Annotated in this window: 17 protein-coding genes; 3 read left to right on the forward strand and 14 right to left on the reverse strand. The window is 60.1% G+C overall.

Annotation, left to right across the window (positions count from 1 at the left end; all coding sequences use genetic code 11):
- Positions 1-24 precede the first annotated feature (24 nt).
- The 5 genes from VWY75_RS17575 to VWY75_RS17595 form a co-directional block, all read right to left on the reverse strand.
- Positions 25-804, reverse strand: coding sequence for a squalene/phytoene synthase family protein (locus tag VWY75_RS17575; protein WP_340545650.1), 780 nt, complete (start codon positions 802-804; stop codon positions 25-27).
- Positions 804-2,435 (reverse strand): citramalate synthase, encoded by a 1,632-nt coding sequence (cimA, locus tag VWY75_RS17580; protein ID WP_416538781.1) that lies wholly within the window; start codon positions 2,433-2,435, stop codon positions 804-806. Before cimA ends, VWY75_RS17575 begins: the two co-directional genes overlap by 1 nt.
- A 116-nt stretch (positions 2,436-2,551) precedes the next feature.
- Positions 2,552-3,949, reverse strand: coding sequence for a cysteine--tRNA ligase (gene cysS / locus VWY75_RS17585; protein WP_416538782.1), 1,398 nt, complete (start codon positions 3,947-3,949; stop codon positions 2,552-2,554).
- 340 nt (positions 3,950-4,289) lie between these two features.
- A complete protein-coding gene (locus tag VWY75_RS17590) occupies positions 4,290-4,874 on the reverse strand; it encodes an outer membrane protein (protein ID WP_416538783.1) in 585 nt (194 codons plus the stop codon).
- Positions 4,875-5,239: 365 nt separating this feature from the next.
- On the reverse strand, positions 5,240-5,824 hold the full coding sequence (locus tag VWY75_RS17595; RefSeq protein ID WP_416538784.1) for an outer membrane protein: 585 nt from the start codon (positions 5,822-5,824) through the stop codon (positions 5,240-5,242).
- Positions 5,825-6,298: 474 nt separating this feature from the next.
- Here VWY75_RS17595 and VWY75_RS17600 point away from each other — a divergent pair, with 474 nt between their 5' ends.
- Complete coding sequence (locus VWY75_RS17600; RefSeq protein ID WP_416538785.1) at positions 6,299-7,849, forward strand: trimethylamine methyltransferase family protein; 1,551 nt, start codon at positions 6,299-6,301, stop codon at positions 7,847-7,849.
- Positions 7,850-7,905: 56 nt separating this feature from the next.
- Here VWY75_RS17600 and VWY75_RS17605 read toward each other — a convergent pair whose 3' ends face one another.
- From VWY75_RS17605 to VWY75_RS17635, 7 genes are all read right to left on the reverse strand, one after another.
- Positions 7,906-8,649 (reverse strand): glycosyltransferase family 2 protein, encoded by a 744-nt coding sequence (locus VWY75_RS17605; RefSeq protein WP_416534894.1) that lies wholly within the window; start codon positions 8,647-8,649, stop codon positions 7,906-7,908.
- Positions 8,650-8,720: 71 nt separating this feature from the next.
- Positions 8,721-9,410, reverse strand: coding sequence for an ABC transporter ATP-binding protein (locus VWY75_RS17610; RefSeq protein WP_340545657.1), 690 nt, complete (start codon positions 9,408-9,410; stop codon positions 8,721-8,723).
- Positions 9,407-10,177, reverse strand: a complete 771-nt coding sequence (locus tag VWY75_RS17615) for an ABC transporter ATP-binding protein (RefSeq protein ID WP_340545658.1) — start codon at positions 10,175-10,177, stop codon at positions 9,407-9,409. Before VWY75_RS17615 ends, VWY75_RS17610 begins: the two co-directional genes overlap by 4 nt.
- Positions 10,170-11,153, reverse strand: coding sequence for a branched-chain amino acid ABC transporter permease (locus tag VWY75_RS17620; protein WP_416538786.1), 984 nt, complete (start codon positions 11,151-11,153; stop codon positions 10,170-10,172). Before VWY75_RS17620 ends, VWY75_RS17615 begins: the two co-directional genes overlap by 8 nt.
- The gene (locus VWY75_RS17625; protein ID WP_416538787.1) at positions 11,153-12,073 is read right to left on the reverse strand and encodes a branched-chain amino acid ABC transporter permease; all 921 of its coding nucleotides are present in this window, start codon (positions 12,071-12,073) and stop codon (positions 11,153-11,155) included. Before VWY75_RS17625 ends, VWY75_RS17620 begins: the two co-directional genes overlap by 1 nt.
- Positions 12,074-12,173: 100 nt before the next feature.
- Positions 12,174-13,310 (reverse strand): ABC transporter substrate-binding protein, encoded by a 1,137-nt coding sequence (locus VWY75_RS17630; RefSeq protein WP_416538788.1) that lies wholly within the window; start codon positions 13,308-13,310, stop codon positions 12,174-12,176.
- A gap of 622 nt (positions 13,311-13,932) precedes the next feature.
- Positions 13,933-14,610, reverse strand: a complete 678-nt coding sequence (locus VWY75_RS17635) for a hypothetical protein (protein ID WP_416541676.1) — start codon at positions 14,608-14,610, stop codon at positions 13,933-13,935.
- A 262-nt stretch (positions 14,611-14,872) separates the two neighbouring features.
- On the opposite strand from VWY75_RS17635, the gene VWY75_RS17640 reads away from it, so the two are divergent.
- Positions 14,873-18,124: a chemotaxis protein CheB gene (locus tag VWY75_RS17640; RefSeq protein WP_416538790.1), complete on the forward strand. Its 3,252-nt coding sequence runs from the start codon at positions 14,873-14,875 to the stop codon at positions 18,122-18,124.
- Between the two features lie 239 nt (positions 18,125-18,363).
- Here the strand turns inward: VWY75_RS17640 and VWY75_RS17645 are convergent, their stop codons facing one another.
- On the reverse strand, positions 18,364-18,858 hold the full coding sequence (locus tag VWY75_RS17645; RefSeq protein ID WP_416538791.1) for a DUF1579 domain-containing protein: 495 nt from the start codon (positions 18,856-18,858) through the stop codon (positions 18,364-18,366).
- A 48-nt stretch (positions 18,859-18,906) separates the two neighbouring features.
- On the opposite strand from VWY75_RS17645, the gene VWY75_RS17650 reads away from it, so the two are divergent.
- Positions 18,907-19,890 (forward strand): helix-turn-helix transcriptional regulator, encoded by a 984-nt coding sequence (locus VWY75_RS17650; RefSeq protein WP_416538792.1) that lies wholly within the window; start codon positions 18,907-18,909, stop codon positions 19,888-19,890.
- A gap of 254 nt (positions 19,891-20,144) precedes the next feature.
- Here VWY75_RS17650 and VWY75_RS17655 read toward each other — a convergent pair whose 3' ends face one another.
- Positions 20,145-22,538 (reverse strand): 1-deoxy-D-xylulose-5-phosphate synthase N-terminal domain-containing protein, encoded by a 2,394-nt coding sequence (locus VWY75_RS17655; protein WP_416538793.1) that lies wholly within the window; start codon positions 22,536-22,538, stop codon positions 20,145-20,147.
- Positions 22,539-22,616: the final 78 nt, after the last annotated feature.

Consider the following 22,616-nt stretch of genomic DNA (forward strand, 5'->3'; position numbering starts at 1 on the left):
TGGTCCAATCCGGCGTCTGATGCCTTACCAGCGCCCGGTGGAGACCCGGTAGATCAGGCTGGCACGGCGGCGGAACTCACTGGTGCCCAGGGTCCCGTCGGCCACCCGCCGAGGCTCCGCCACCGCCTGTTGCAGGATCGCGCTGGCCTGCCAGCCCGGCAGCAGTGCGGGCAAGGCCGATTTTGCGATTGCAGCACGATTGGAGCGAGCGTCCTTCAGCGCTGCAAGACCGCTCTCCGCCAGCGCGCGCACCCCCTCCGGCGTGCCATCCAGCAGCGGGACGCGTTTCTCGGCAACCAGCTTCGGAATTGCCCGCAGCCAGTTGGCGACGCCCACGCCATAGGCGAAGCGGCGCACAAGCGTCTCATCCCGCGCGCCCAGCGTCGCCGCTGCCATCCACATGAGCGCGCCCGTCGTCTTGTCGATGTGATCCGCCAGCGCTGCCTCATCCTCGAAGGGGTCGCGGTAGATGTCCCAGCGCCGCGCCTCTGCCATGGCATCAATATGCACCGCAAGGTCAGGCCGCAGCACCGCCCCCAGTGGCGTTGCGACGTAATGCCGTCGCACCGGGCCACCGGCCGCAATCTCTGTCCCGACATCGCGCCACCACTGCACGCGCATCTCGGCAATCATCGACTCCGCCGAGGCCCAGGGCGCCCGCGCCAGTTCAAGGTTGAAGGCGTAGAGCGTAAACAGCGCCGCCCGCGCTTCAACCGGCGCAGCCATCACCGTGGCAAAGCGATCCGGGTCGCCCTTCTGCACCAGATCGGCGCAGGCGGTCACATCATCGTCAAATGCAAGCATCAAGCCGCGCCGCCAGCCGTGTCGGTGTCCCGCAGCAGCTTCCAGCGGATCGCATCCAGCAGCGCTTCAAAGGAGGCGTCGATTATGTTGGCACTGACGCCGACCGTCGACCAGCGCCGCCCCTTGCTGTCTTCGCTGTCGATAATGACCCGCGTGACAGCCTCGGTGCCGCCCTGGGTGATCCGCACCTTGAAATCGACCAGCCGCATGTCATCCAGCGCCTTGGAATACTGGCCGAGATCCTTGGTCAGCGCTTTTGCCAGCGCATTGACCGGCCCGCGGTCGCTGCCGGTCTCATCGAGGGATTCACTGACCGACAACAGCTTCTGGCCGTCCACTTTCACAACAACAACCGCCTCGGAGAGCGACACCATGCGGTTGTATTTGTTCTTGCGCCGCTCGACCGTCACCTTGTACCGCTTCACCTCAAAGAAACTGGGCAATTGCCCCAGTTCCTCGCGCGCCAGGATCTCAAACGAGGCCTGCGCGGTATCATAGGAATAGCCCTCGGCCTCACGGGTTTTGATCCGCTCCAGAATACGCGCGAGGGCCGGGTTGCCGGTCTCGACGCTCAGGCCCGCCTCGGACAGGCGCCGGCGCAGGTTCGACTGACCTGCCTGATTGGACATCGGGATGATGCGCGTATTGCCGACCAGCGCCGGGTCGATATGCTCATAGGTGCTTGGATCTTTCAGGATCGCGCTGGCATGCAGCCCCGCCTTATGCGCAAAGGCCGACGCCCCGACATAGGCGGCCTGTTTCGTCGGCACCCGGTTCAGGATCTCGTCCAGCATCCGGCTGAGCGCCGTCAGAGTGCTCAGGGCCTCCCGGCTGACACCGATGTCATAGCGATCGGCATAGGGCTGCTTCAACAACAGCGTCGGGATCAGCGTTGTCAGATTGGCATTGCCGCAGCGCTCGCCCAGACCGTTGAGCGTGCCCTGAATCTGCCGCGCCCCGGCGTCGACTGCCGCCAGCGAACAGGCCACCGCATTTTCGGTGTCATTATGGGTGTGGATCCCCAGACGCTCCCCCGGCAACCCTGCCGCGATCACCTCCTTGACGATGCGGCCCACATCCGCCGGAAGGGTGCCGCCGTTGGTGTCACAGAGCACAACCCAACGCGCGCCGGCCTCAAGCGCTGTGCGACAGGCCGCAAGCGCATAGTCCGGATTGTCCCGGTATCCGTCAAAGAAATGTTCGGCATCAAACAGCGCCTCGCGCCCCTGGGCCACCAGATGGGCGACGGAGGCGCGGATATTGTCGAGGTTTTCCTCAAGATCGATCCCCAGCGCATGGGTCACGTGGTAATCATGGCTCTTGCCGACCAGACAGACCGCGGCGGTGTCGGCGTTCAGTACCGCCGCCAGCACATCATCATTTGCCGCCGAACGCCCGGACCGTTTGGTCATGCCAAAAGCGGTCATGGTGGCCCGCGTTCTGGGGGCGGTTTCAAAGAAGCCGCTGTCCGTCGGATTGGCCCCCGGCCAGCCGCCTTCGATGTAATCCACCCCAAGCCCATCCAGTGCGGTTGCGATCCGAACTTTCTCAGCGGTGGAAAACTGCACGCCCTGCGTCTGCTGCCCGTCCCGCAAGGTGGTGTCATAAAGGTAAAGACGGTCTTTGGTCATGGCTGGCCTCATGGCTTGGCAAAGTATGGTCGTTGCCCCGTCATGAGGGCCTCTGCTGTCTGTTGGCTCTGCCGCAGGCGGGCCCGGCGCCCACCTGCGAGGATCCGTATCGGGGGCTAGATCGCGCCGAGTTTTTCGGGGTCGAAATCCGGCCCCGGCACCAGCTGGACCCCCTCCTTGGACATCCGCACCTCGACGCCTGCGGTAAGATAGGCGGTCTTCAACCGGTCGACCTCGGCGAAATCCTTGGTTTTCATTGCGATCTCTCGAGCCTCGAAAAGCGCTTTTTCATAGGCGCTTAAATCAATATCTTCACCTGCCGCCCAGGCCCCCATCTCATCACTCAGCAAGCCCATCAGTTCGGCCGATGCAAGTAGATCCGCCGCGGCACCAGCCGAGGCCAGCCTGTGCAACTCCGCAAGCGCACCTGCTGTATTCAAATCGTCCGACAGTGCCTCCAGAACCGCGGCAGCAGCGGTGGGTGCGGGCTCGATGCCCGCGGTCAGCGCCCGCCATTTGCGCAGCGTTGCCTCCGCTTCCTTTGCCTTCTTGTCGGTCCAATCCATCGGTTTTCGATAATGGGTTTGCAGGAATACAAGGCGGATCACCTCGCCCGGATAGCCCTGATCCAACAGGTCGCGCACGGTGAAGAAGTTGCCCAGTGATTTGGACATCTTCTTGCCCTCGACCTGCAACATCTCATTGTGCAGCCAGATCTTTGCAAAATCGCCCTCGGGATGGGCGCAGCAGCTTTGCGCAATTTCATTCTCATGATGCGGGAACATCAGATCATTGCCGCCACCGTGAATGTCGAAACTCGCGCCAAACAGCTCGTGGCTCATGGCGGAGCATTCGATATGCCAACCCGGGCGCCCCCGCCCCCAGGGGCTGTCCCAGCCCGGCAACTCATCGGTGGAGGGCTTCCACAGTACGAAATCCATCGGATCGCGCTTGTTATCCGCCACTTCAACCCGGGCGCCTGCGATCATGTCATCCACTGAGCGACCGGAGAGCGCGCCGTAGTCCTTGTAGCTCTTGACCGAGAACAACACATGGCCTGCCCCGTCGGCATAGGCATGGCCCTTGGCAATCAGCGCTTCGATCATGTCAATCATCTGCGGGATATAGGCGGTTGCCCGCGGCATGTGATCCGGTTCAAGCGCCCCGAGTTCAGCCATATCGGCCAGATACCAGCTGATGGTTTCCTCGGTCCGCTGCTGCACCAGCTCCTCAAGCGTGCCGGGGGCACCAGCCTCCTTGCGCGCCAGAGCGGTTGCGTTGATCTTGTCGTCCACATCAGTGAAGTTGCGCGCATAGGTGACGTGATCGGTGCCGTAGACATGGCGCAACAGACGATAGAGCACATCGAACACCACGACAGGGCGCGCATTGCCCAGGTGGGCGCGATCATAGACCGTCGGCCCGCAGAGATAGAGGCGTACATCGTCGGGATTGATCGGGTTCAGCACCTCTTTGCCGCGGGTGCGTGTGTTGTGCAGCTTGATCGTCGTCATCACAAATCCTTCGTCTGACCGGAACGCAAGGGCGCCTCAGGCCAATCTCCCAACGGGTGCCGCAGATCAGCGGCGCGCAGCGCGGGCTTAGCAACTTGTTCAAAAGAAGGGAACGACAGAAACCAGCCCGCTGAGTTTTTCAGCAGGTAATGCAGCAGGTAATAATGTTGCACAGCCGGTTCATGGGATTTGCATAACACAAGGCAATAGCTCCGCCAAGCCTGCAAATCGACCACAGGAGGACACCGCGGGTACGGGTGGATCCGGGCGGGGTATCTGCACATGAAAACGGCGCGCCCACCGAAATGGACGCGCCGCTATCATCCCCGAGGGGATAACATCAGAACTGGTAAGAGGCGCGCAGCGACACGGTGGTCGCATCGGCGCTGATGCCGGTGCTGCCCAGGTTGTCGAAGTCATGCTCCAGAACTTCGCCGCCGACGGTCCATTGGTCGGTGACACGATAGGCCACGCCAATGCCGTAGAATTCACCGGCTTCATCGCCGACGGAGGTATCAACCTGCGCCACACCGCCGGTCACATAGGCCAGCACCGGGCCGAAATCATAGCCGGCCTTGACCTTGCCGCGCATCACCGAGTCCACAGTGGCAGCGCCGCCGCCCAGATCCACATCGGTGGCGTCATAGTCGATTTCCCCACCCAGCACGAAGCGGCCGAAGTCATAGTTGTAACCGGCGTGAACACCGTAAGAGACGTCATCTCCCGACAGGCCATTGCTGGTGTCTGCGTCCAGCTGCCCAACTTGGCCACCGATATAGGCACCGGTCCAGTCACCACCGTCATTGGCAACCACAACGGGCGGTGCGGCAGGTGCTGGTGCCACGACGGGCTCTTCCAGATTGCCGGCAAAGGCCGGAGTGCTCAGTGCGGCGGCGATAGCGGCCATGGATACGATACGAGTCATCTCGACTTCTCCTTGTCTGTCTTTCGACATCTGTCTTTGCTTGGACGCGCTACTCTCGCGTCTGCCTCACCTAAAGAAGATTGCCGGCCGCTTTGTTCCAGCCCCCTGCGGATTTTTTGGAGATCTTGCGCGCCTATTGGCCCAAAATCAGGGCTCAGGGCAGGTTCCTGCCGATAGGATTGAGGCGCGGATCTGCCGACTGGCAAGACTGCGCCCGCCCAACCGCCAACGGGCCAATTGCCGCTCATGCCCGAAAAGGCGCTATGCTGATCGGCAAGGGTGGATTTTGCCGCGCCGAACCTGACGAGATCAGGAACCGCCGCGGCGCGGAAACACGATGGGCGTGGTGCGGCGGGTGTCAGCCGCTAGAATTGAAATGACGCGCGGATCGACAGGATATCACGCGCTGGTGCCTGAAGCGCCGCGCCGTCATTGGCGTCCTGATGCAGGTATTCGCCGCTCAACCGCAGCGCCCGGTTGAGAGAATAGCTGACACCCAGCCCGTAGACCGCGCCATTGTCGCTGTCTGTCGCTGTTTCGCGACGTGCCGATCCGATGGTGACATAGCCCAGTGTTTCGCCCATGTCATATCCGGCCCGCAGCTTGATCCGGTGTGTCTGATCCTCTGCCAGGCTGTCGCCTGCCCCACCGCTGCGATCAACCTCGACCTCTCCCCCCAGGATGACGCGGCCAAAGTCGTGATCATACCCCAGATGCAGACCGGGCGCGCTGGTGGAACCGCCGTCAGACGCGGCACCGGTCACCCGAGCCATAGAGGCACCCAGAAAGAACCCGCTCCAATCGCCAGCGCCAACCGGCCCCGCCATGCCGATGCTCAGCACCAGACCAGCGGCTGCCCCTCGCCACAGATGGCCAGAACCATCCGACCGGCGTGCCGGACCCGCTGACAGGCGGTTCTTCAACGTGGTGCGTAATATGGCCGGTATCATCGGCGCTGCCCTTTTCTGGCTGCGCGCTGGTTCAGCGCGCGTGACGACCCATCTGCGACCAGTATCCTCCAGAATGTTTAACACTCGGTTCAGTATGATCCTGTCCTGAGATTGCCCGAAATCGCGCCTTTGGTGCAGATGAAAACCGCATCGCAATCTCATTGATTAATTAGATTTTTTCCAAACCGGCCCGCAGCTGCAAGCGGTCGGGAATTCCAGACCTGCGTGAAATTTCTGTCGCAAATTTCACATTGGTCGCAAATGGAACAGAAACGCCCCCCTGCTGTGCAACGATGTCCAGAGTGAAGCGGAGTGTCGATATGACAGGCATCCAGATGGAACCACAGTCAGGCGAGCGATGGATCATCAGCCTGATCGGCCGCACGATCGGGGCGGCTCGCGGGCGTGCGGCACGGGGGCGGCCACAGCGGATCTGAACCCATCAGATCCGACCCCAAAACCTGAGAGACCCCAATGACAGATCAATCGAACTCCCCTCGTGCGGCCCGTAGCGGCGGACGCGCCGCCCGTCGTGCCGCCCGTGCCGCGCCGCTTGCCGATCACCTGCGCCCGGTCCGCCCCGGACTGGAAGGCGGGCAGTACCGCCCCCTCAGCGATGCCGGCGTCGAACGCATTCATCAGGCGGCCCTGGACGCGCTGGAACAGATCGGGCTGGCAGATGCACCACCAACCGGTGTGGCCTATCTGACAGCCGCAGGATGTATCCAGGGCGAGGACGGGCGCATCCGGTTTCCGCGCGCTCTGGTGGAAGATACAATTCGCAACGCCAATCGCAGCGTGACCCTCTATGGTCGCGACCCGAAGAACGACCTGCATCTATCTGGCAACAAAGTACATTATGGCACTGCGGGTGCGGCGGTCCATCTGGTCGAGATCGACGGGCGAAACTACCGCGAATGCACCGTTCAGGATCTGCACGATGCCGCCCGTATCTGCGACAGGATGGACAATATCCACTTCCTGCAACGGCCCATGGTGGCGCGCGATATCACCGATAACCTCGAGATGGATCTGAACACCATCTACGCCTGCTGCTCCGGCACGACCAAACATGTGGGGACGTCGTTCTCGGATCCCGCCTTTGTTGCGCCGGCGATGGAGATGCTGCACATGATCGCGGGCGGAGAGGCGGCCTGGCGCGAACGGCCTTTTGTCTCCAATTCCAACTGCTTTGTAGTGCCGCCAATGAAATTCGCCACCGAAAGCTGTCAGGCGATGGAGGCCGTGATCCTTGCAGGGATGCCGGTTCTGCTGCTGTCTGCCGGACAGGCCGGCGCCACCGCCCCTGCGCCGATTGCCGGCGCCATTGTTCAGGCGGTTGCCGAATGCCTCGCCGGGCTGGTTTACGTCAACGCGGTAAAGCCCGGCGCGCCCGCGATTTTCGGAACCTGGCCCTTTGTCTCCGACCTGCGCACCGGCGCGATGTCCGGCGGCTCCGGCGAACAGGCACTGCTATCGGCGGGCTGTGCACAGATGCACGCCTTCTACGGGCTGCCCGGTGGCGCAGCAGCGGGTATTGCCGATGCCAAGATGCCGGACATGCAGGCCGGCTGGGAGCAGATGTGCTCCAACGTTCTGGCCGGATTGTCAGGACTGAACATGGTTTACGAGGCCGCCGGAATGCACGCCTCACTGCTCGGCTTCTGTCTGGAGTCGCTGATCCTCGGGGATGATCTGATCGGGCAGGCCCTGCGCTGCGTGCGCGGCATCGAGGTTGACGAAGATTCGGTCAGCCTGGAGACAATCCGCGCCACCTGTATCGGCGGGCCGGGGCATTATCTGGGGTCGGACCAGACATTGGGACGTATGCAGACCGACTATATCTACCCGGCTCTGGCTGATCGCACATCGCCAAAGGAATGGGTGGAGATCGACAAACCTGATCTCGTGGCCAAGGCCATTGCGCGCAAGCTTGAGATCCTCGCGGAGCCATCGCAGGCACAGTTCGATCCGGTTCTGGACAAGGCGATACGTGAGCAGTTCAACATTCACCTGCCCCGCTAAGCCATTGAGATAGTTGACGGGCAAAGGCCGATTTGCCCGTCACCCCATGCCTTGGATTACAGCGCCTTCAGACGCTGCCGCAGATACTCTAGCCAGCCGCGCAGCGTGGTGCTGCGGGCAAATTTCCGGGCGACGTAGCGCAGTTCCTTCTGTCGCAGCGCCTTGCTGACAGAGGCACTGACCTGCCCGTCGTGCATGCGATTGGCAATGATGGTCCCCTGCACAATGACCGGGTCGCCGTAGGTGTCCCACAACCGTTTATACAGGTCGACATCCATCAGCCAGATCAGCTGTTCGTCAAACTCCAGCGCCGAAGCGCGGCGCATTGCGAGCACCGAGGGACTTGAGACGGTATTCTTGCCAAAATGCAAACGCGCGCTCAGACGGGGCACCATCGGGCGCAGGATGCTGCTGCCATCCCGCGTCACACCAGAGCCGCAAAGACACCAGTCAGCGCCCTGCCCCATTGCATCATGAATATGGGACAATCCATTGGGATCTATAATCAAATCATCCTGAAACAACACTTTGATCACCTCACCCGTGGCATGGGCCATAGCGTTGTTCACATTGGCGGAGGCCTGCCGCAGCCCCTCGCGGTTCCACAGATGCGTGATCGACAGACGATCCTCGTAGGATCGACAAACATCCTCTACCGCGGTGTCATCGGATTGATCGGAGACGACGATATCAAAGTCAGTAAAACTCTGATTGCAAAGGTGCTCAAAGGAGTCCTGAAGGTAGCGCGCACCGTCGCCGCCCATTGCGTAGGCCGGAATGCAGAGGGTGATGGCGGGCATGTCAGGCTCCTTGGCCGAGGATTTTGCCCTGCCTAGCAAAGCCAGATCACAAGTCCAAGCCGCGGCAGCGCCTAGACGCCCAGATAGCGGTCTTTCAAGTCGGGCGTCAGCGCGGCCATGCCGCCGGTCCAGACCGTCACCCCCTTGTTCAGGATCACCGCGCGATCCGCCACGGCCGCCAGTTCGCGCAGGGTCTTGTCCACCACCAGGATTGCAAGGCCGCTATCGCGTTTCAGTCGGGCAATAGCGGCCCAGATCTCCTGACGGACCACCGGGGCCAGACCTTCGGTTGCCTCATCCAGTATCAATAGTCTTGGGTTGATCATCAGCGCGCGTCCGATGGCCAGCATCTGCTGCTCTCCGCCCGACAGGGAGGACGCCGTCTGATCGCGACGCTCCGCCAAACGGGGGAAAAGATCCGCAACCATGGAAAAATCCCATGGGCCCGGACGCGCCGCGGCGGTCAGGTTCTCCTCCACTGTCAGCGGTGCAAAGCATCGCCGCCCCTCCGGCACCAGACCAACGCCGAGCCTTGCAATTTTGTGCGACGGCAGTTTGCGCAGGTTCTGTCCGGCGAAGGACAGCGTCCCGTCGCTTGCGGGCAACATTCCACAGATGGTCTTGATCGTGGTTGATTTGCCCATCCCATTGCGCCCCATCAGCGCGACAACCTCACCTTCGCCGATCTCCAGATCGACCCCAAACAAGGCCTGAGACGGACCATAAGAGGCCGTGACGTTCTTAAGCGATAACAGCGTCATACCGCCTCCTCCTCACCCAGATATGCGCGGCGGACTTCGGGGTGGTTGCGGATCTCATCGGTGGTGCCGGTTGCGATCACCTCGCCGTAGACCAGGACGCTGATCCGATCAGCAAGCGCAAAAACCGCATCCATATCGTGTTCCACCAACAGGATTGGCGCCTCCTGTCGCAGCTGGTCGAGAAACCCGGTAAGCGCCTGTGATCCGCCAGCCCCAAGCCCGGCCATGGGTTCATCCATCAAAAACAGCTTAGGCGCCATGGTGAGCGCAACGGCCACCTCCAGCTGGCGGCGCTGCCCATGAGAGAGATCTGCCGTGCGCCGCGCCGCCTCATTGCTCAGTCCGACACGGTCCAATGCGTGCTCTGCCTGTGCCACCAGCGCCTTGTCCTTCATGACATTGCCCAGGAACCGGAACACGCCGCCCCGCGCGCCCAATGCGCCAAGCACCGCGTTTTGCAGCACCGTGAACTCCATCGCGAGGGCCGAAATCTGAAAGGTCCGGCCCAGCCCCATCCGCGCCCGCGCCACGCGATCCAGTTCGTCAACCGGCTGGCCTAGCAGGGAGATTGATCCGCTATCCGGTCGAAGTTCACCGGATATCTGTTTGATAAGTGTGGATTTCCCTGCTCCATTTGGGCCGATCAGCGCATGAATTTCCCCCGCCCGAAGATCAAGCGATATGTTCTTGCTCGCCTGCAATGCGCCGAAGGATTTGCTGAGATTGCTGACCTTCAGAACCTGCTCTGACCTCTGCACCTCAGTCATGGGCGACCTCCCGTCCGCTGATTGCGCCGATCACGCCGCCGCGGGCATATAGCACGATGATGAGCAACAGACCGCCAAGGTAGATCTGCCAATAATCGCTGATCCCGCCGAGGAAGTGTTCAAGCAGGATGAACAGCGCCGCGCCGATGACCGGACCAAACAGGCGGCCAACTCCGCCGATGATGACAAAGATCATGATCTCGCCGCTGGTGTGCCAGCTGAGCATGGTCGGGCTGACAAAGCGGTTCAGATCCGCAAATAGCGCCCCCGCCAGACCGGTGATCGCGCCAGAGATGACAAAAGCCGTCAGCCGCAGTTTGTAGGGCGTAATCCCGACCGTCTCCACCCGCGCCTCGCATTGCCGCGCAGCTGCCAGCGCCAGACCAAAAGGCGCCCGCGCCAGACGCGACGCAAACCACAGCGCAGCACATAAGATCACATAGCAGACCAGAAAGAACTGCAAGGGAACCAATGTGTTGAGGCCGGGGAATTCATTGCGCACCCAGATCGACAGACCATCCTCGCCACCATAGGCGGTCCAGCTGATGGCGAAGTAATACAGCATCTGACCAAAGGCCAAGGTGATCATGATGAAATAGACACCCGATGTGCGCAGGCTAAGCGCACCAATGACCAATGCAGCAAAGGCACTGACAAGAACCGCGACCAGCCAAATGACCGGCATCTGGTTGGTGCCTTCTATCAGCATCGGCCACTGTGCCAGCGGCTCGTAGTTCTGCGCATGGGCGGCAAGGATCCCCATCGCATAGCCGCCAATTCCAAAGAACGCCGCGTGGCCCAGGCTGACCAGCCCGCCGATGCCAAGTGCGATGTTCAACCCGACGCCTGCCAGCGCCAGGATTGCCACCTTGGTGGCGAGCGTGATCACAAAGGGGTCGCCGGCGAAATGCGCCCAGAGCGGAATTCCCAACAGCAGCAGGATCACCGCCGCGTTCAACAGTTTTTCGTGCGCCATCAATGCTGTCCCCCATATAGACCGGATGGGCGCACCAACAGAATTGCGGCCATCAGGATGTAGATCAGCATCGACGCAAGCGATGCTCCGATGGATGTCGCGCTTGCAGGTTCCATGAACAGGCCAAATAACTGCGGCAGGAACACCCCGCCAAGTGTATCCGTCAGCCCGACGAGAAGCGCGCCGACCAGCGCCCCCTTGATCGAGCCGATGCCGCCAATGACAATCACCACAAAGGCCAGGATCAGAACGGGCTCTCCCATGCCGACCTGGACCGACTGGATGGCCCCGACCAATGCGCCGGCGAGGCCCGCAAGCGCTGCCCCAAGCGCGAAGACCAGCGTGTAGAGCTTTGAAATATCTACACCAAGTGCGGCGATCATCTCGCGATCATTCTCACCTGCACGGATCTGAATGCCGATCCGCGTGCGCGCGATCAGCCAGAACAGACCAGCCGCCACCACCAGCCCGATCAGAATGATCGTCAGCCGGTAGAGTGGATATTGAATACCGCCCGGCAGGGTGACGGGCCCCGACAGGTAGCTCGGCACATCGAGGAACAGTGGAAAGGAGCCAAAGACCCAGCGTGTGCCTTCAGAAAATATGAGGATCAGCGCAAAGGTCGCCAGCACCTGATCCAGATGATCCCGATCATAAAGCTTGCGGATCACCAGAAGTTCGACCAGCGCGCCGGCGGCTGCGGCGGCAGCGAGACTGGCCACCAGCGCAAGCACAAAGGAACCGGTCCAGCCCGCGACAATGGCAGCGGCAAAGGCGCCAACCATATAAAGCGCACCATGCGCCAGATTGATCAGCCCCATGACGCCGAAGACCAGCGTCAGGCCAGCCGCCATGAGGAAGAGCATCACCCCGAACTGCAATCCGTTCAGGATCTGCTCCAATATTAGAATGAGGGACATGTGACAGTTCCACCAAGGCAGAGGCAGCGTGCCTCCGCAACAACTGGGTTTGTGATATGCGGGCCGGTGTCCTCCACTGGCCCGCATCACTCAGATGGTTTTACATCTTGCAGTCTGCCGCATAGGCGTCGGCGTGATTTTCCAGACCTGTTGCGATGATCTTGTTGGTGTAGACATCGCCTTCCTGAATGACTTCACGAACATAAATGTTCTGGATCGGGTGATGGTTGTCGCCGAATTTGAAATCTCCCCGGACGGAGTCGAACTCTGCCGCCTTCAGCGCGGCGCGGAAGGCGACTTTGTCATCGACACTTGCCTTGTCCAGCGCGCTCAGGATGAGGTTGGCAGTGTCATAGCCCTGGCTTGCATAGAGCGACGGCAGACGCTCGTATTTCTGCTGAAAGGCCGCAACAAAGGCCGTGTTGGCCGGGTTGTCGAGATCCTTGTTCCACTGCGAGGTGTTCTTGATCCCGAGCGCGGCGCCGCCGGCTGCTTGCAGGATCCCCTGATCAAAGCTGAAGGCCGGACCTACAACGGGCAGATCGACACCGCTGTCGGCGTATTGCTTGAGGAATGAAATCCCCATGCCACCGGGCAGGAAGAAATAGACGCTGTCGGCACCGGATGCGCGGATCTGGGCAATCTCTGCGGCATAGTCGGTCTGGCCAAGCTTGGTGTAGGTCTCGCCCGCCAATTCGCCTTTATACATGCGCTTGTAGCCGGTCAGCGCGTCCTGACCAGCGGGGTAATTCGGGGCTAGGATGTAGCTGTTTTTCAGGCCCGCGTCATTGGCATAGGCACCTGCTGCCTCGTGCAGGTTGTCATTCTGCCAGGCGACGTTGAAATAATTCTCATGGCAGCGCTTGCCCGCCAATGCGGAGGGGCCTGCATTGGGCGACAGGTAGAACACGCCCTGAGCCGTCGCCGCGGGCACCACTGCCATTGCGAGGTTGGACCAGATGATCCCGGTCATGATGTCAACCTTTTCGGACTGGATCATGCGGTCGGCGATCTGTACGGCGCTTTCTGGCTTGCGCTGATCATCCTCGATGACCACCTCGATGTCGTCGCGGCCGGCCTGTTCCATTGCCAGCATGAAGCCGTCGCGCACGTCGACACCCAGTCCTGCACCACCGCCGGATAGCGTTGTGATCATGCCAATCTTTGTCTCGGCGCCGGCGGCCAAGGCCAGCGTCGAAACCGCTGCGGCAAGCGCCATGGTCTTAAGTGTCGTCATTGGTCCATCTCCCTGATCTATCTGAGCAATGAAGGTCACTTCTGTGGTGACTCTTCGCTGCTTACTCTTTCCGATTGGACCGCGCGGCGCCAGCATTTTACGGGGATGTATGGCATTGCCACGATGACAGCGGTCAGCATATGGCTGCCGTCCAGATCCCCGCACACCCATCGGGCTGCGCTCCGTCCACCGGCCGTTGCACCGGCCGCTTTGGCAAGCCTAGGCCGAAGTGGATATTTATTTCAAGATTAAAATATCTAACCTTAAAACTTACCGGAGCTGACGCGCCTCCTGACGTGGCACGACTATGCAAGCGAGGCATTCGCTCCGCCCTTGGCGAGAAGGCCTGTGGTCAGTGCAGGCGCCCCGCCCCCGCATTGCCGTGAAAACAGGCTGTTGAACCGCCCGATAAGAACGGCTGAATACAACCTGTCAGGCAATTCACTCAACCGGCCTTGCGTCTCCGCCTGTTTGGTAAGGCATTATATTCAGCGGTGGAATCCATTGCACCTAGATCCGCAAGCAGAGCAGCCACCATGACGATTGACGCCAGATATTCAGAAGATGTGGGGCCATCATTTGCAGCGACATTGCGGGATTAACGCCCCTTGCGGTGCAAGTGTCAGCCGGAGCTGAGCTGACGCAGTTGCTTTGGCGCGGGTTCTGCGGCGGTGCAGCTGTTGCGCTGCCGTTCCAACCCGTCTGTATAGCGCTTCACCAGTTCGATCTGGAAGCGAATCTCATGGACACGATCCGCAAGCTGCCGGCTGAGCGAGCCGATTGCGGTTTCGGCATCGACCAGACCCGCCTCGGTCGCCGAAAGGACATTCAGCAATGGCAGCGCAAGATCGGTGAGCACCTGTGCGCTCACCTCACGCGTCAGATCTTCAAGCCCGGCACCAAAGCCCACGTCGGGACGGAACGCATAGCCAATACCGCCAAGGCTAATCCGGAACCTGATAATAATGGACTGACTGCCGTCATCGTCGACCGTTGCCAGGATATGCGCCCCGGCAAGGACGAGTCCCGGAACTTCAAGTATCAGCGACGGCAGCGAAATAACCTGTGTCTCGCCCGACAGCATCTTAACGCAGTCGTTCAACCCCTCGGCGATGGAGTCGCAAAACACCTCCTCCAGCGCCAGTGATTTGACGAAGGATGTGCGATTGCGGAATGTCGGGCTGACCACCTCGCAAGAGCGGACAAAGGGCAGCTGCCCCTTCTGAGCCATAAGGTTCACGATGAACCTGCGCTGATCCTCTCCAGCATCCATATTGTCAGTCATGGCAACAACGTTCATTACACCCAACCTGTATAACTGGAGATGTCTTTAATATGTAGTTAGGAGTAGTTTACAAACCGTTTAAGCAGCGTAGTTTGGAGTAACATTCCACGTCAAGCTTTATACAACCATTAATTGCATTATGTTGCCTCCTCGATTGCTCATCCGTGACGGTAGACGCATCGTCCGGTCAAAACCTCAGTCCGATCGGGATTTGCCATGGACCTGACATCGATCTAGAGGATAAGAGGTTTACATATGGTAGACGATAGGCACGCATATGACAACGCAAACGAAGAATGACCTGACAATCATCGGAATCGGGTCGTCCGCTGGTGGACTGGAAGCCATCCGAGAGCTCGTCGCGACTCTCCCGGTGGATGCGCCTGCCGCCTATGTTGTTGTGCAACACATGTCACCACACCATAAAAGCCTGATGACCGAGCTGGTCGCGCGGCAGACCCAGCTGAAAGTTGGCACCATCGAAAACGGCACCGTGCCGGAAGCGAATGTCGTGTATATCACGCCGCCCAAAAGCGATGTCATCTTCTCCGAAGGCCGTCTGCATCTCTTGCAGGATCCGAATGCCGAACCCGGCACCCCGCGCCCGTCGGTCGACCGCTTTCTGGTCAGCCTGGCGGAGCAGAACGGCGACAACTCTATGGCGATCATCCTGTCCGGCACCGGCAGCGATGGGGCCTATGGTGTGCAGGCCATCCGCGAGGCTGGCGGCATCACCATTGCACAGGACGCCGAAAGCGCGAAATACGACGGCATGCCGGTAGCAGCGGTGCAGACCGGCTGCGTTGATCTGGTGCTGCGGCCGCAGGATATTGGCACCAATCTACAGAAGATCCTTTCCTCGCCGCGTGACTTTTCCTCGTTTCGCCACGAAAACAGTCTGAGGGATTCACCGGTTTCGGATCTGTTGCAGATCCTTCTTGCGCGCACCCGTGTCGATTTCCGCGACTACAAGCAGACAACAATCAGCCGTCGTATCGAGCGGCGGATGATCGCCCTGGGGATCGAAACCCAGGAGGAATACACGCAGTTCTGCCGCAACAACCCCCATGCGGTGGATGCGCTGTTCAAGGATCTTCTGATCTCCGTCACCCGGTTCTTTCGTGATCGCGAGGAATTCGAGCTTCTGAAGACTCTGCTGCCGCAGTTGATCAAGGATCGCGGCCCCGGCCCCCTGCGGATCTGGGTTGCGGGTTGCGCCACCGGCGAGGAAGCCTATTCCATCGCCATGGTCGTGTCAGAGGCGCTCGGCAATCCGACCAACCAGCTGAAATCACGGGTCCAGATCTTTGCCACGGATATCGACAAGGACGCGCTGAAGACGGCCCGTAAGGGAGTCTATAGCCTCGCCGCACTCAACGATATCCCCTCGGAGCTGGCTGACAAATACCTTATCCGGCAGACCGATGGTGTCCGGGTGGTCGACAATCTGCGCAATGCGGTTCTGTTTTCGGACCACAACGTCTGTCAGGACCCGCCATTTCAGAAGGTGGACCTGATCTGCTGTCGGAACCTACTGATCTATTTTGGCAATCCGCTTCAGCAAAAGGTCATGTCGCGCTTCCACTACGCGATGTCACCGCATGGTCTGCTGTTCCTCGGCACCGCAGAAAGCGTCGCCGGATCGGATGAGCTGTTTGTGCAGGACCGCTCAGCCAGTCATGTCTATCGCAAACGCTCCCTGCGTGCCCATCAGTCGCAGCAGCCCTATAACATGCCGTCGATCCCGATGATGGCGCAGCGTCCAACCATCAAACCGCCATCGCAGCAGGCGCCATCAACCGATCGCCAGCTGTTCGAGGCGCTGGCGCAGTCGCTGGGCAAGAATTCCCTGCTGGTGACCGAAGATTTCTCCATCGCGCGTGTCTATGGCTCGGTCAGCCAGTTCATTGAGGTGAATGAGACCAGTTCGCTGCGGATGCACCTTGATCTGCTGCGCAGCCCGCTGCGCGAAGAAGCCCGCAGCCTGATTACCATCGCGTTGAAGAACGGCTCCCATAAGGGCGGTGTCCGCCACCTTCTTGCCGAGACTGACGATGAGGAAATCCGGCTCGACGTCTACCCGATCGTGGCCAAGGAGATCAGCGAACGTGCAGCGCTGGTGGTGTTCACCCCGGTGACCGTAGACCGGTCCAAGATCGATCAGGCTCCGTTCGTCGGCGAGGAAGGTGACGCGACATTTGAGCGGATCCGCAATCTGGAGAATGAGGTTGCAACCACCCGCGAAGCACTGCAGCAGACCATCGAGGAGCTTGAAACCTCGAATGAGGAGCTGCAATCTCTGAACGAAGAACTGCAATCCACCAATGAAGAGTTGCAGGCCACCAACGAAGAGTTGGAAACCTCCAACGAGGAGCTCCAGTCCACCAACGAGGAGCTGATCACCGTCAACGAGGAATTGCAGGTGACGGCGTCCGAGCTGAGCGGACGCACCGGCGAGCTGATTTCGGTGCTCGAAAGCACGCCCTTGGCGATTGTTGTGGCCGACAGTGCGCTTCAGATCACTCAGGCGACTTTGGCGGCGACCCGGATGTTCAACATCCGGCGGCCCATCTCCAGCCCGCACATCAGCCAATGCGCCCTGCCGGAAGGATTCCCGATCCTGGCGCCGATCTGTAGCGAGGCGCTGCGCCTTGGCCAGACCGTCACCGAGGAATTCACTTCGCGCGGCACCCGTATCCGGCTGACCTGCTCGCCCTACTTCGATGTCAACGGGCAGATCCTTGGCGTCACCATGGTGGTGTCGGAATTCCCCGGCATGGCGCATGAGATGGAGATGATCCTCGACAATTCGAAACTGCTGTTGCTGAACCGGACCCGCAGCGGTGAAATCTTGCGCATCAGTGAGGCCTATGCTGAGCTGCTGGGCCTCAGCCGTGACAAGGCATTGTCGAAAAATGTGTTTTCACTCATCAAAGACAATGACGCGGGCAAGGAGATGTTCGAGCAGGACGACGCGGTCCTGGACGAGCCCGAAGGCTTTGACAGTGAATTGCGTCAGGTGACACTGGCCGATGGCGGCGAAGAGCGCTGGATCAACATGGACCGGCATCGCTTCCCGCACCATATCACCGGAGAGCCGACGGTTTTCACCATCGGCACCGATGTCACCGAAACCGTCGAGGCCCGCCAGCGCGCCGAGGCGCTGCTGGCACAGGCCGAACTGGTACAGGAGATGGTCGGGATCGGTTTCTGGTCCATCGATTCCGGTTCTCAGGCCCCTTATTGGTCACCGAAAGTCTATGAGATCCACGGTGTGACGCCAGAGAACTATGTGCCGGATATCGACAGCGCGATTGCCTTCTTCCATCCCGATGATCGCGAGGACGTCAAACGCAATGTCGCCGAAGCCATCGAAAGCGGTGAAGGCTTCCGCTTTGTCAAACGCCTGATCCGCAAGGACGGCGTCGAGATCCGCGTCGAAAGCAAAGGCATGGCGATCCGCGATGACAACGGGGACGTCACCAAACTGGTCGGCATCTTTCGCGAGGTCGATGCCGACGCCAGCTGACGGCAGTTCATGACACGCCCGCAGAGCCAATCACCGGCTCTTGACGTCGTGGCCACACCATCTGCGACGAAAAGATCAAAAGCCCGGAGCGCATCTTGCGGTCCGGGCTTTGTGTTATCCAGATCAACACCGGCTTTTCGGGAAGGATGCTGCGTATTCCTCAGCGGCGGTTGTGGGCCCGTTTGACCGTTTCTGCGCTCCGTCCCAAAGCCCGTTATCCGGCAGAACCCTGTCGTTCATCAGGCAGCCGGTGTAAAGTCCATCGTCCAGTTGGTTTCCCATGTGGTTCCATCGTCGGTTGAAAACGCCTGCTCCCATCGCGGCACCGACCCTTTTTTCCAAAGAAATCGGACTATTATAGGCTGCCCATTCAACACGTCATTCGCGCGAAATTCGCCGATATCTCCTGTGAATGCACCTTTTACCGGTGTATCAAGCATGTGGGGCGATCTACCGTCGAGCCACCAGATTGCCCACACCCCTGAACCAGGATCGAAGCTTCGCAACGCAATCGCGCGATAAGGCTGCCCAGGAAACCCGACAAAGTTGTCTTCAATATTTCCATTGCCTGCAAGAATTGGCTGCGTTTGCGACAGGCCATCGAAAACCTCCCAATCATCGCAGCCGGTTAGCCGCTCCTTCAAGCGTCTGTGCTTTACAGTCCAAGACCCGAACATGAAGTCAAAATCATTCTCAACAGCGGTTGTCGCCGTGGGGTCGCGATCGGTGTGCATGGTGTCTCCCTTATCTTTCGTGACAAGAGTGCTTATGAACGACATAACATGACACTTCGTGTCATGTTTTTGAGAGAGCAGATGAAATCTTCTCGTTTACTGTCAATTTTGTTGCTTCTCCAAACCCGCGGCCTGATGACGGCACAGCAATTGGCCGATGAGTTTGAGGTCAGCTTGCGCACGATCCACAGGGACATCGATCAGCTGAGCTATGCAGGTGTCCCGGTTTTCGCCGAGCGGGGACGAGGCGGCGGGTATCGGTTGATGGATGGATACCAGACCCGTTTGACAGGCCTTGATGCGGATGAAGCACGCAGCCTGCTGCTGGCTGGGCTTGGTTCTGCATTGGATGATCTGGGTTTGCTGAAAGCTGCGAGCCAAACAGAGCTAAAAGTCATGGCTTCGCTCTCTGGTCCCGCGCGCGATCAGGCCATTGTTGTTTCCGAGCGGTTTTTGTTGGATCCGCAGGGTTGGTATCGAAAGAAGGACACTGCTCCATTTGTGTCGGAGGTTGCCGCTGCGGTGTGGAACGAACGGCGACTGTCGATAGAATACGAGAGCTGGAAAGGCGTCGTGGACCGCGTTGTATCGCCCCTGGCGATTGTCCTGAAAGCCGGTAACTGGTATCTCGTTGCGCTCGTCGAAACCCCACGTGTCTACAAGATTGCAAATATCCGGAGCATCAAGGTTCTTGACGACACGTTCTCACGCCCGACGACTTTTGATATCAGCGCCTTTTGGAACAGCTGGATCGCAGATTTCGAGCACCGGCTGAAGTCTCAATCCGTTGCACTTCATGTCAGTTCAACAGGCCTGCGCATGTTGAACGAAATGGGTTTTGCACCGCAGTCCCCTGCTCTGATCCCGAAACGAAAAGGATGGTTCTGCGTAAACGTACAAATGGAGGTTGGCGTAAAGGCCATCCGTGACGTTCTATCTCTGGGCGCTGAGGCCGAGGTCCATGGGCCAGCCGCATTTCGCGAAGAGGTGATCGCTGAGGCCCGCAAAGTTATCGATCTATACGTATCGTGATTTCGTTGAGGCCCACGTAGTGCAGATAGGGGGCACCCTATGCGACGGCACCGAACTCCCGCTTGGCCCGCCTGCCGACCTTCAGCACATACGGCTCCCGAAGATCACTTCGGGAGCCGTTATTATATTGGCCTCTCAATCCCAGCGGGCGGTGGCGGGGCCTGCGCGACGGGATGCGCGGGGGCGCACGGATGCCTGCCGCTTTCCTACCTTTGCCAATCGGTCAGGGCTGGCGCTGCATTGGGTCGAGGTTGCTATACGACCTTCAGCCGTCTGCCTGCGGTCAGCCCATCGGCCGCTTCGGTGATCGCCTGCGCATCAATGCCGAAGTGGCGATAGAGATCGGCGATGGTGCCGGTCTGACCGAAATGCTCGACCCCCAGCGGAATGCTCTGATGGCCCTGCACACTGCCCAGCCAGCTCAGCGTCGCCGGGTGGCCGTCGATCACCGTGATCAGTTTACAGTGACGCGGCAGCTCCGCCAGCAATGCCTCGATATGGCTTTGTGCCTGCGGCACACCGCGCGCCCGGGCCCGCTGCGCAGCAGTCCAGCCTGCGTTCAGCCGGTCGGCCGAGGTCACCGCCAGAACGCCGACATCGCGGCGTCCCTCGCCGATGGCGGCAGCGGCCTTGATCGCCTCCGGCGCAACCGCCCCCTGATAGGCAATCACCACATCGCAGTTCGGCCCCGGCTGCTTCAGCCAATAGGCGCCATCAATCGCGCCCTGACGGAAGGCGTCATCAACCCGCTTGCCCGGCTGTTCAATCGGGTTGGTGGTCAGGCGCAGATAGACGGAACCGCCGGTCTCATCCCGGAGCCAGGTGCGTTCATCCGGATCGCCCTCGCCGTCGCGCTGAAGATAATCAAAGGCCCATTCCATGATCACCGCCAGCTCATCCACAAAAGCCGGCTCAAAGGCGGCCAGCCCGTCCTGGCTCATCCCGATGAGGGGTGAGCCGATGGATTGATGCGCACCGCCTTCCGGCGCCAGGGTCACGCCGGAAGGCGTGCCCACGATCATGAAGCGGGCATCCTGATAACAGGCGTAGTTCAGCGCATCGAGGCCACGCGCCACAAAGGGATCATAGACCGTGCCGATAGGGATCAGCCGCTTGCCAAACAGCGATTGCGACAGGCCGGCAGCCCCCAGCAGCAGGAACAGGTTCATTTCGGCGATGCCCAGCTCGATATGCTGGCCTTCTGGCGTGAACTCCCACTTCGCGGTTGAGGGGATCTTGTGTTCGATAAAGGCATCCGCCTGCGCCTTACGTGCAAAGAGCTTGCGCCGGTTCACCCAGGGGCCAAGGTTCGTGGTCCCCGTCACATCCGGCGACATGGTCACAATGCGCGCGGCAAGGTCGCTGTCACCTTTGGAGAGATCATCGAGGATCTTGCCAAAGCCCATCTGGGTCGACATCTCGCGGTCGGTTTTCACCTCGACTGTCGGCACCGGCAGGCGGGCATCGTGATAACGCCGCGCCCCGTTTGCAAAAAACGGCACCTGATCCAGAAAACTCTGCAATGCAGCGGGGTTCTGCACGGTCGCAAAGGGCTCCCACTCCTGCCCCTCGGCAACCCCCATATAGCGCTGCCATTCGGCCATCTGGGTCTTGTTCATCAGCCCGCCGTGATTGTCCTTGTGGCCGGCAATGGGTGTACCCCAGCCCTTGACCGTATAGGCGAGGAAACAGACCGGGCGGTCATGGTCGATGGCGGCAAATGTCTCGGCCATGGTCGCAACGCAGTTGCCGCCGAGGTTCTCCATCAAGGCTGCCAGCTCTGCATCGGAGCGGCGCTCGATCAGCGCGCTGACGTCGCCCTGATCGCCCAGATCATCCAGCAGATGCTGACGCCAGACAGCACCACCCATGAAGGTCAGCGCCGAATAGGTCTGATTGGGACAGTCATCAATCCACTGGCGCAGCTTGTCACCGCCCGGCTCCTCAAAGGCGGCGCGCTGCAAGGCGCCGTATTTCACCTTCACCACATCCCAGCCGAAGGCGTCGAAGATCTTCTCGATCCGCTGAAACAGCCCTTCGCGCACGATCCCATCCAGCGACTGGCGATTATAGTCGATGATCCACCAGGTGTTGCGCAGGTCGTTCTTCCATCCCTCCTGAAGGCATTCGTAAACATTGCCCTCGTCCAGTTCGGCATCGCCGACAAGCGCGACCATCCGCCCCTTTGGCGCATCGGATCCCCAGGATTTCGCGGTAACATAATCCTGGACCATCGACGCAAAGGAAGTGATCGCCACCCCAAGCCCCACGGAGCCGGTGGAGAAATCCACGTCATCAATATCCTTCGTGCGGCTCGGATAGCTCTGAACGCCACCAAAGCCCCGGAAGTTTTCCATCTTCTCGCGGGTCTGGTTGCCCATCAGATACTGGATCGCATGAAAGATCGGCGAGGCATGGGGTTTCACCGCCACCCGGTCCTCTGGCCGCAGCGCGCTGAAGTAGAGCGCGGTCATGATCGACACCATCGAAGCCGAGCTGGCCTGATGACCGCCAACCTTGATGCCGTCCGCCTTGGGGCGCAGGTGGTTGGCGTTGTGGATCATCCAGTGGGACAGCCACAATAGCCGCTGCTCGATCGTCTTGAGCGTTTCGGAGGAAGGTATCGGCGCGGCCACTGAAGAGGTCATGGGTCAACTCATTGATTAGGTGAAGATACTCTCCCTCCCGCACGAATGCGGAGGGGACCTGTCAAATCTGGCGGAATG

Origin of the sequence: Phaeobacter sp. JH20_08 (genome assembly GCF_048056635.1) — a bacterium.
Lineage (GTDB): Bacteria > Pseudomonadota > Alphaproteobacteria > Rhodobacterales > Rhodobacteraceae > Phaeobacter > Phaeobacter bryozoorum.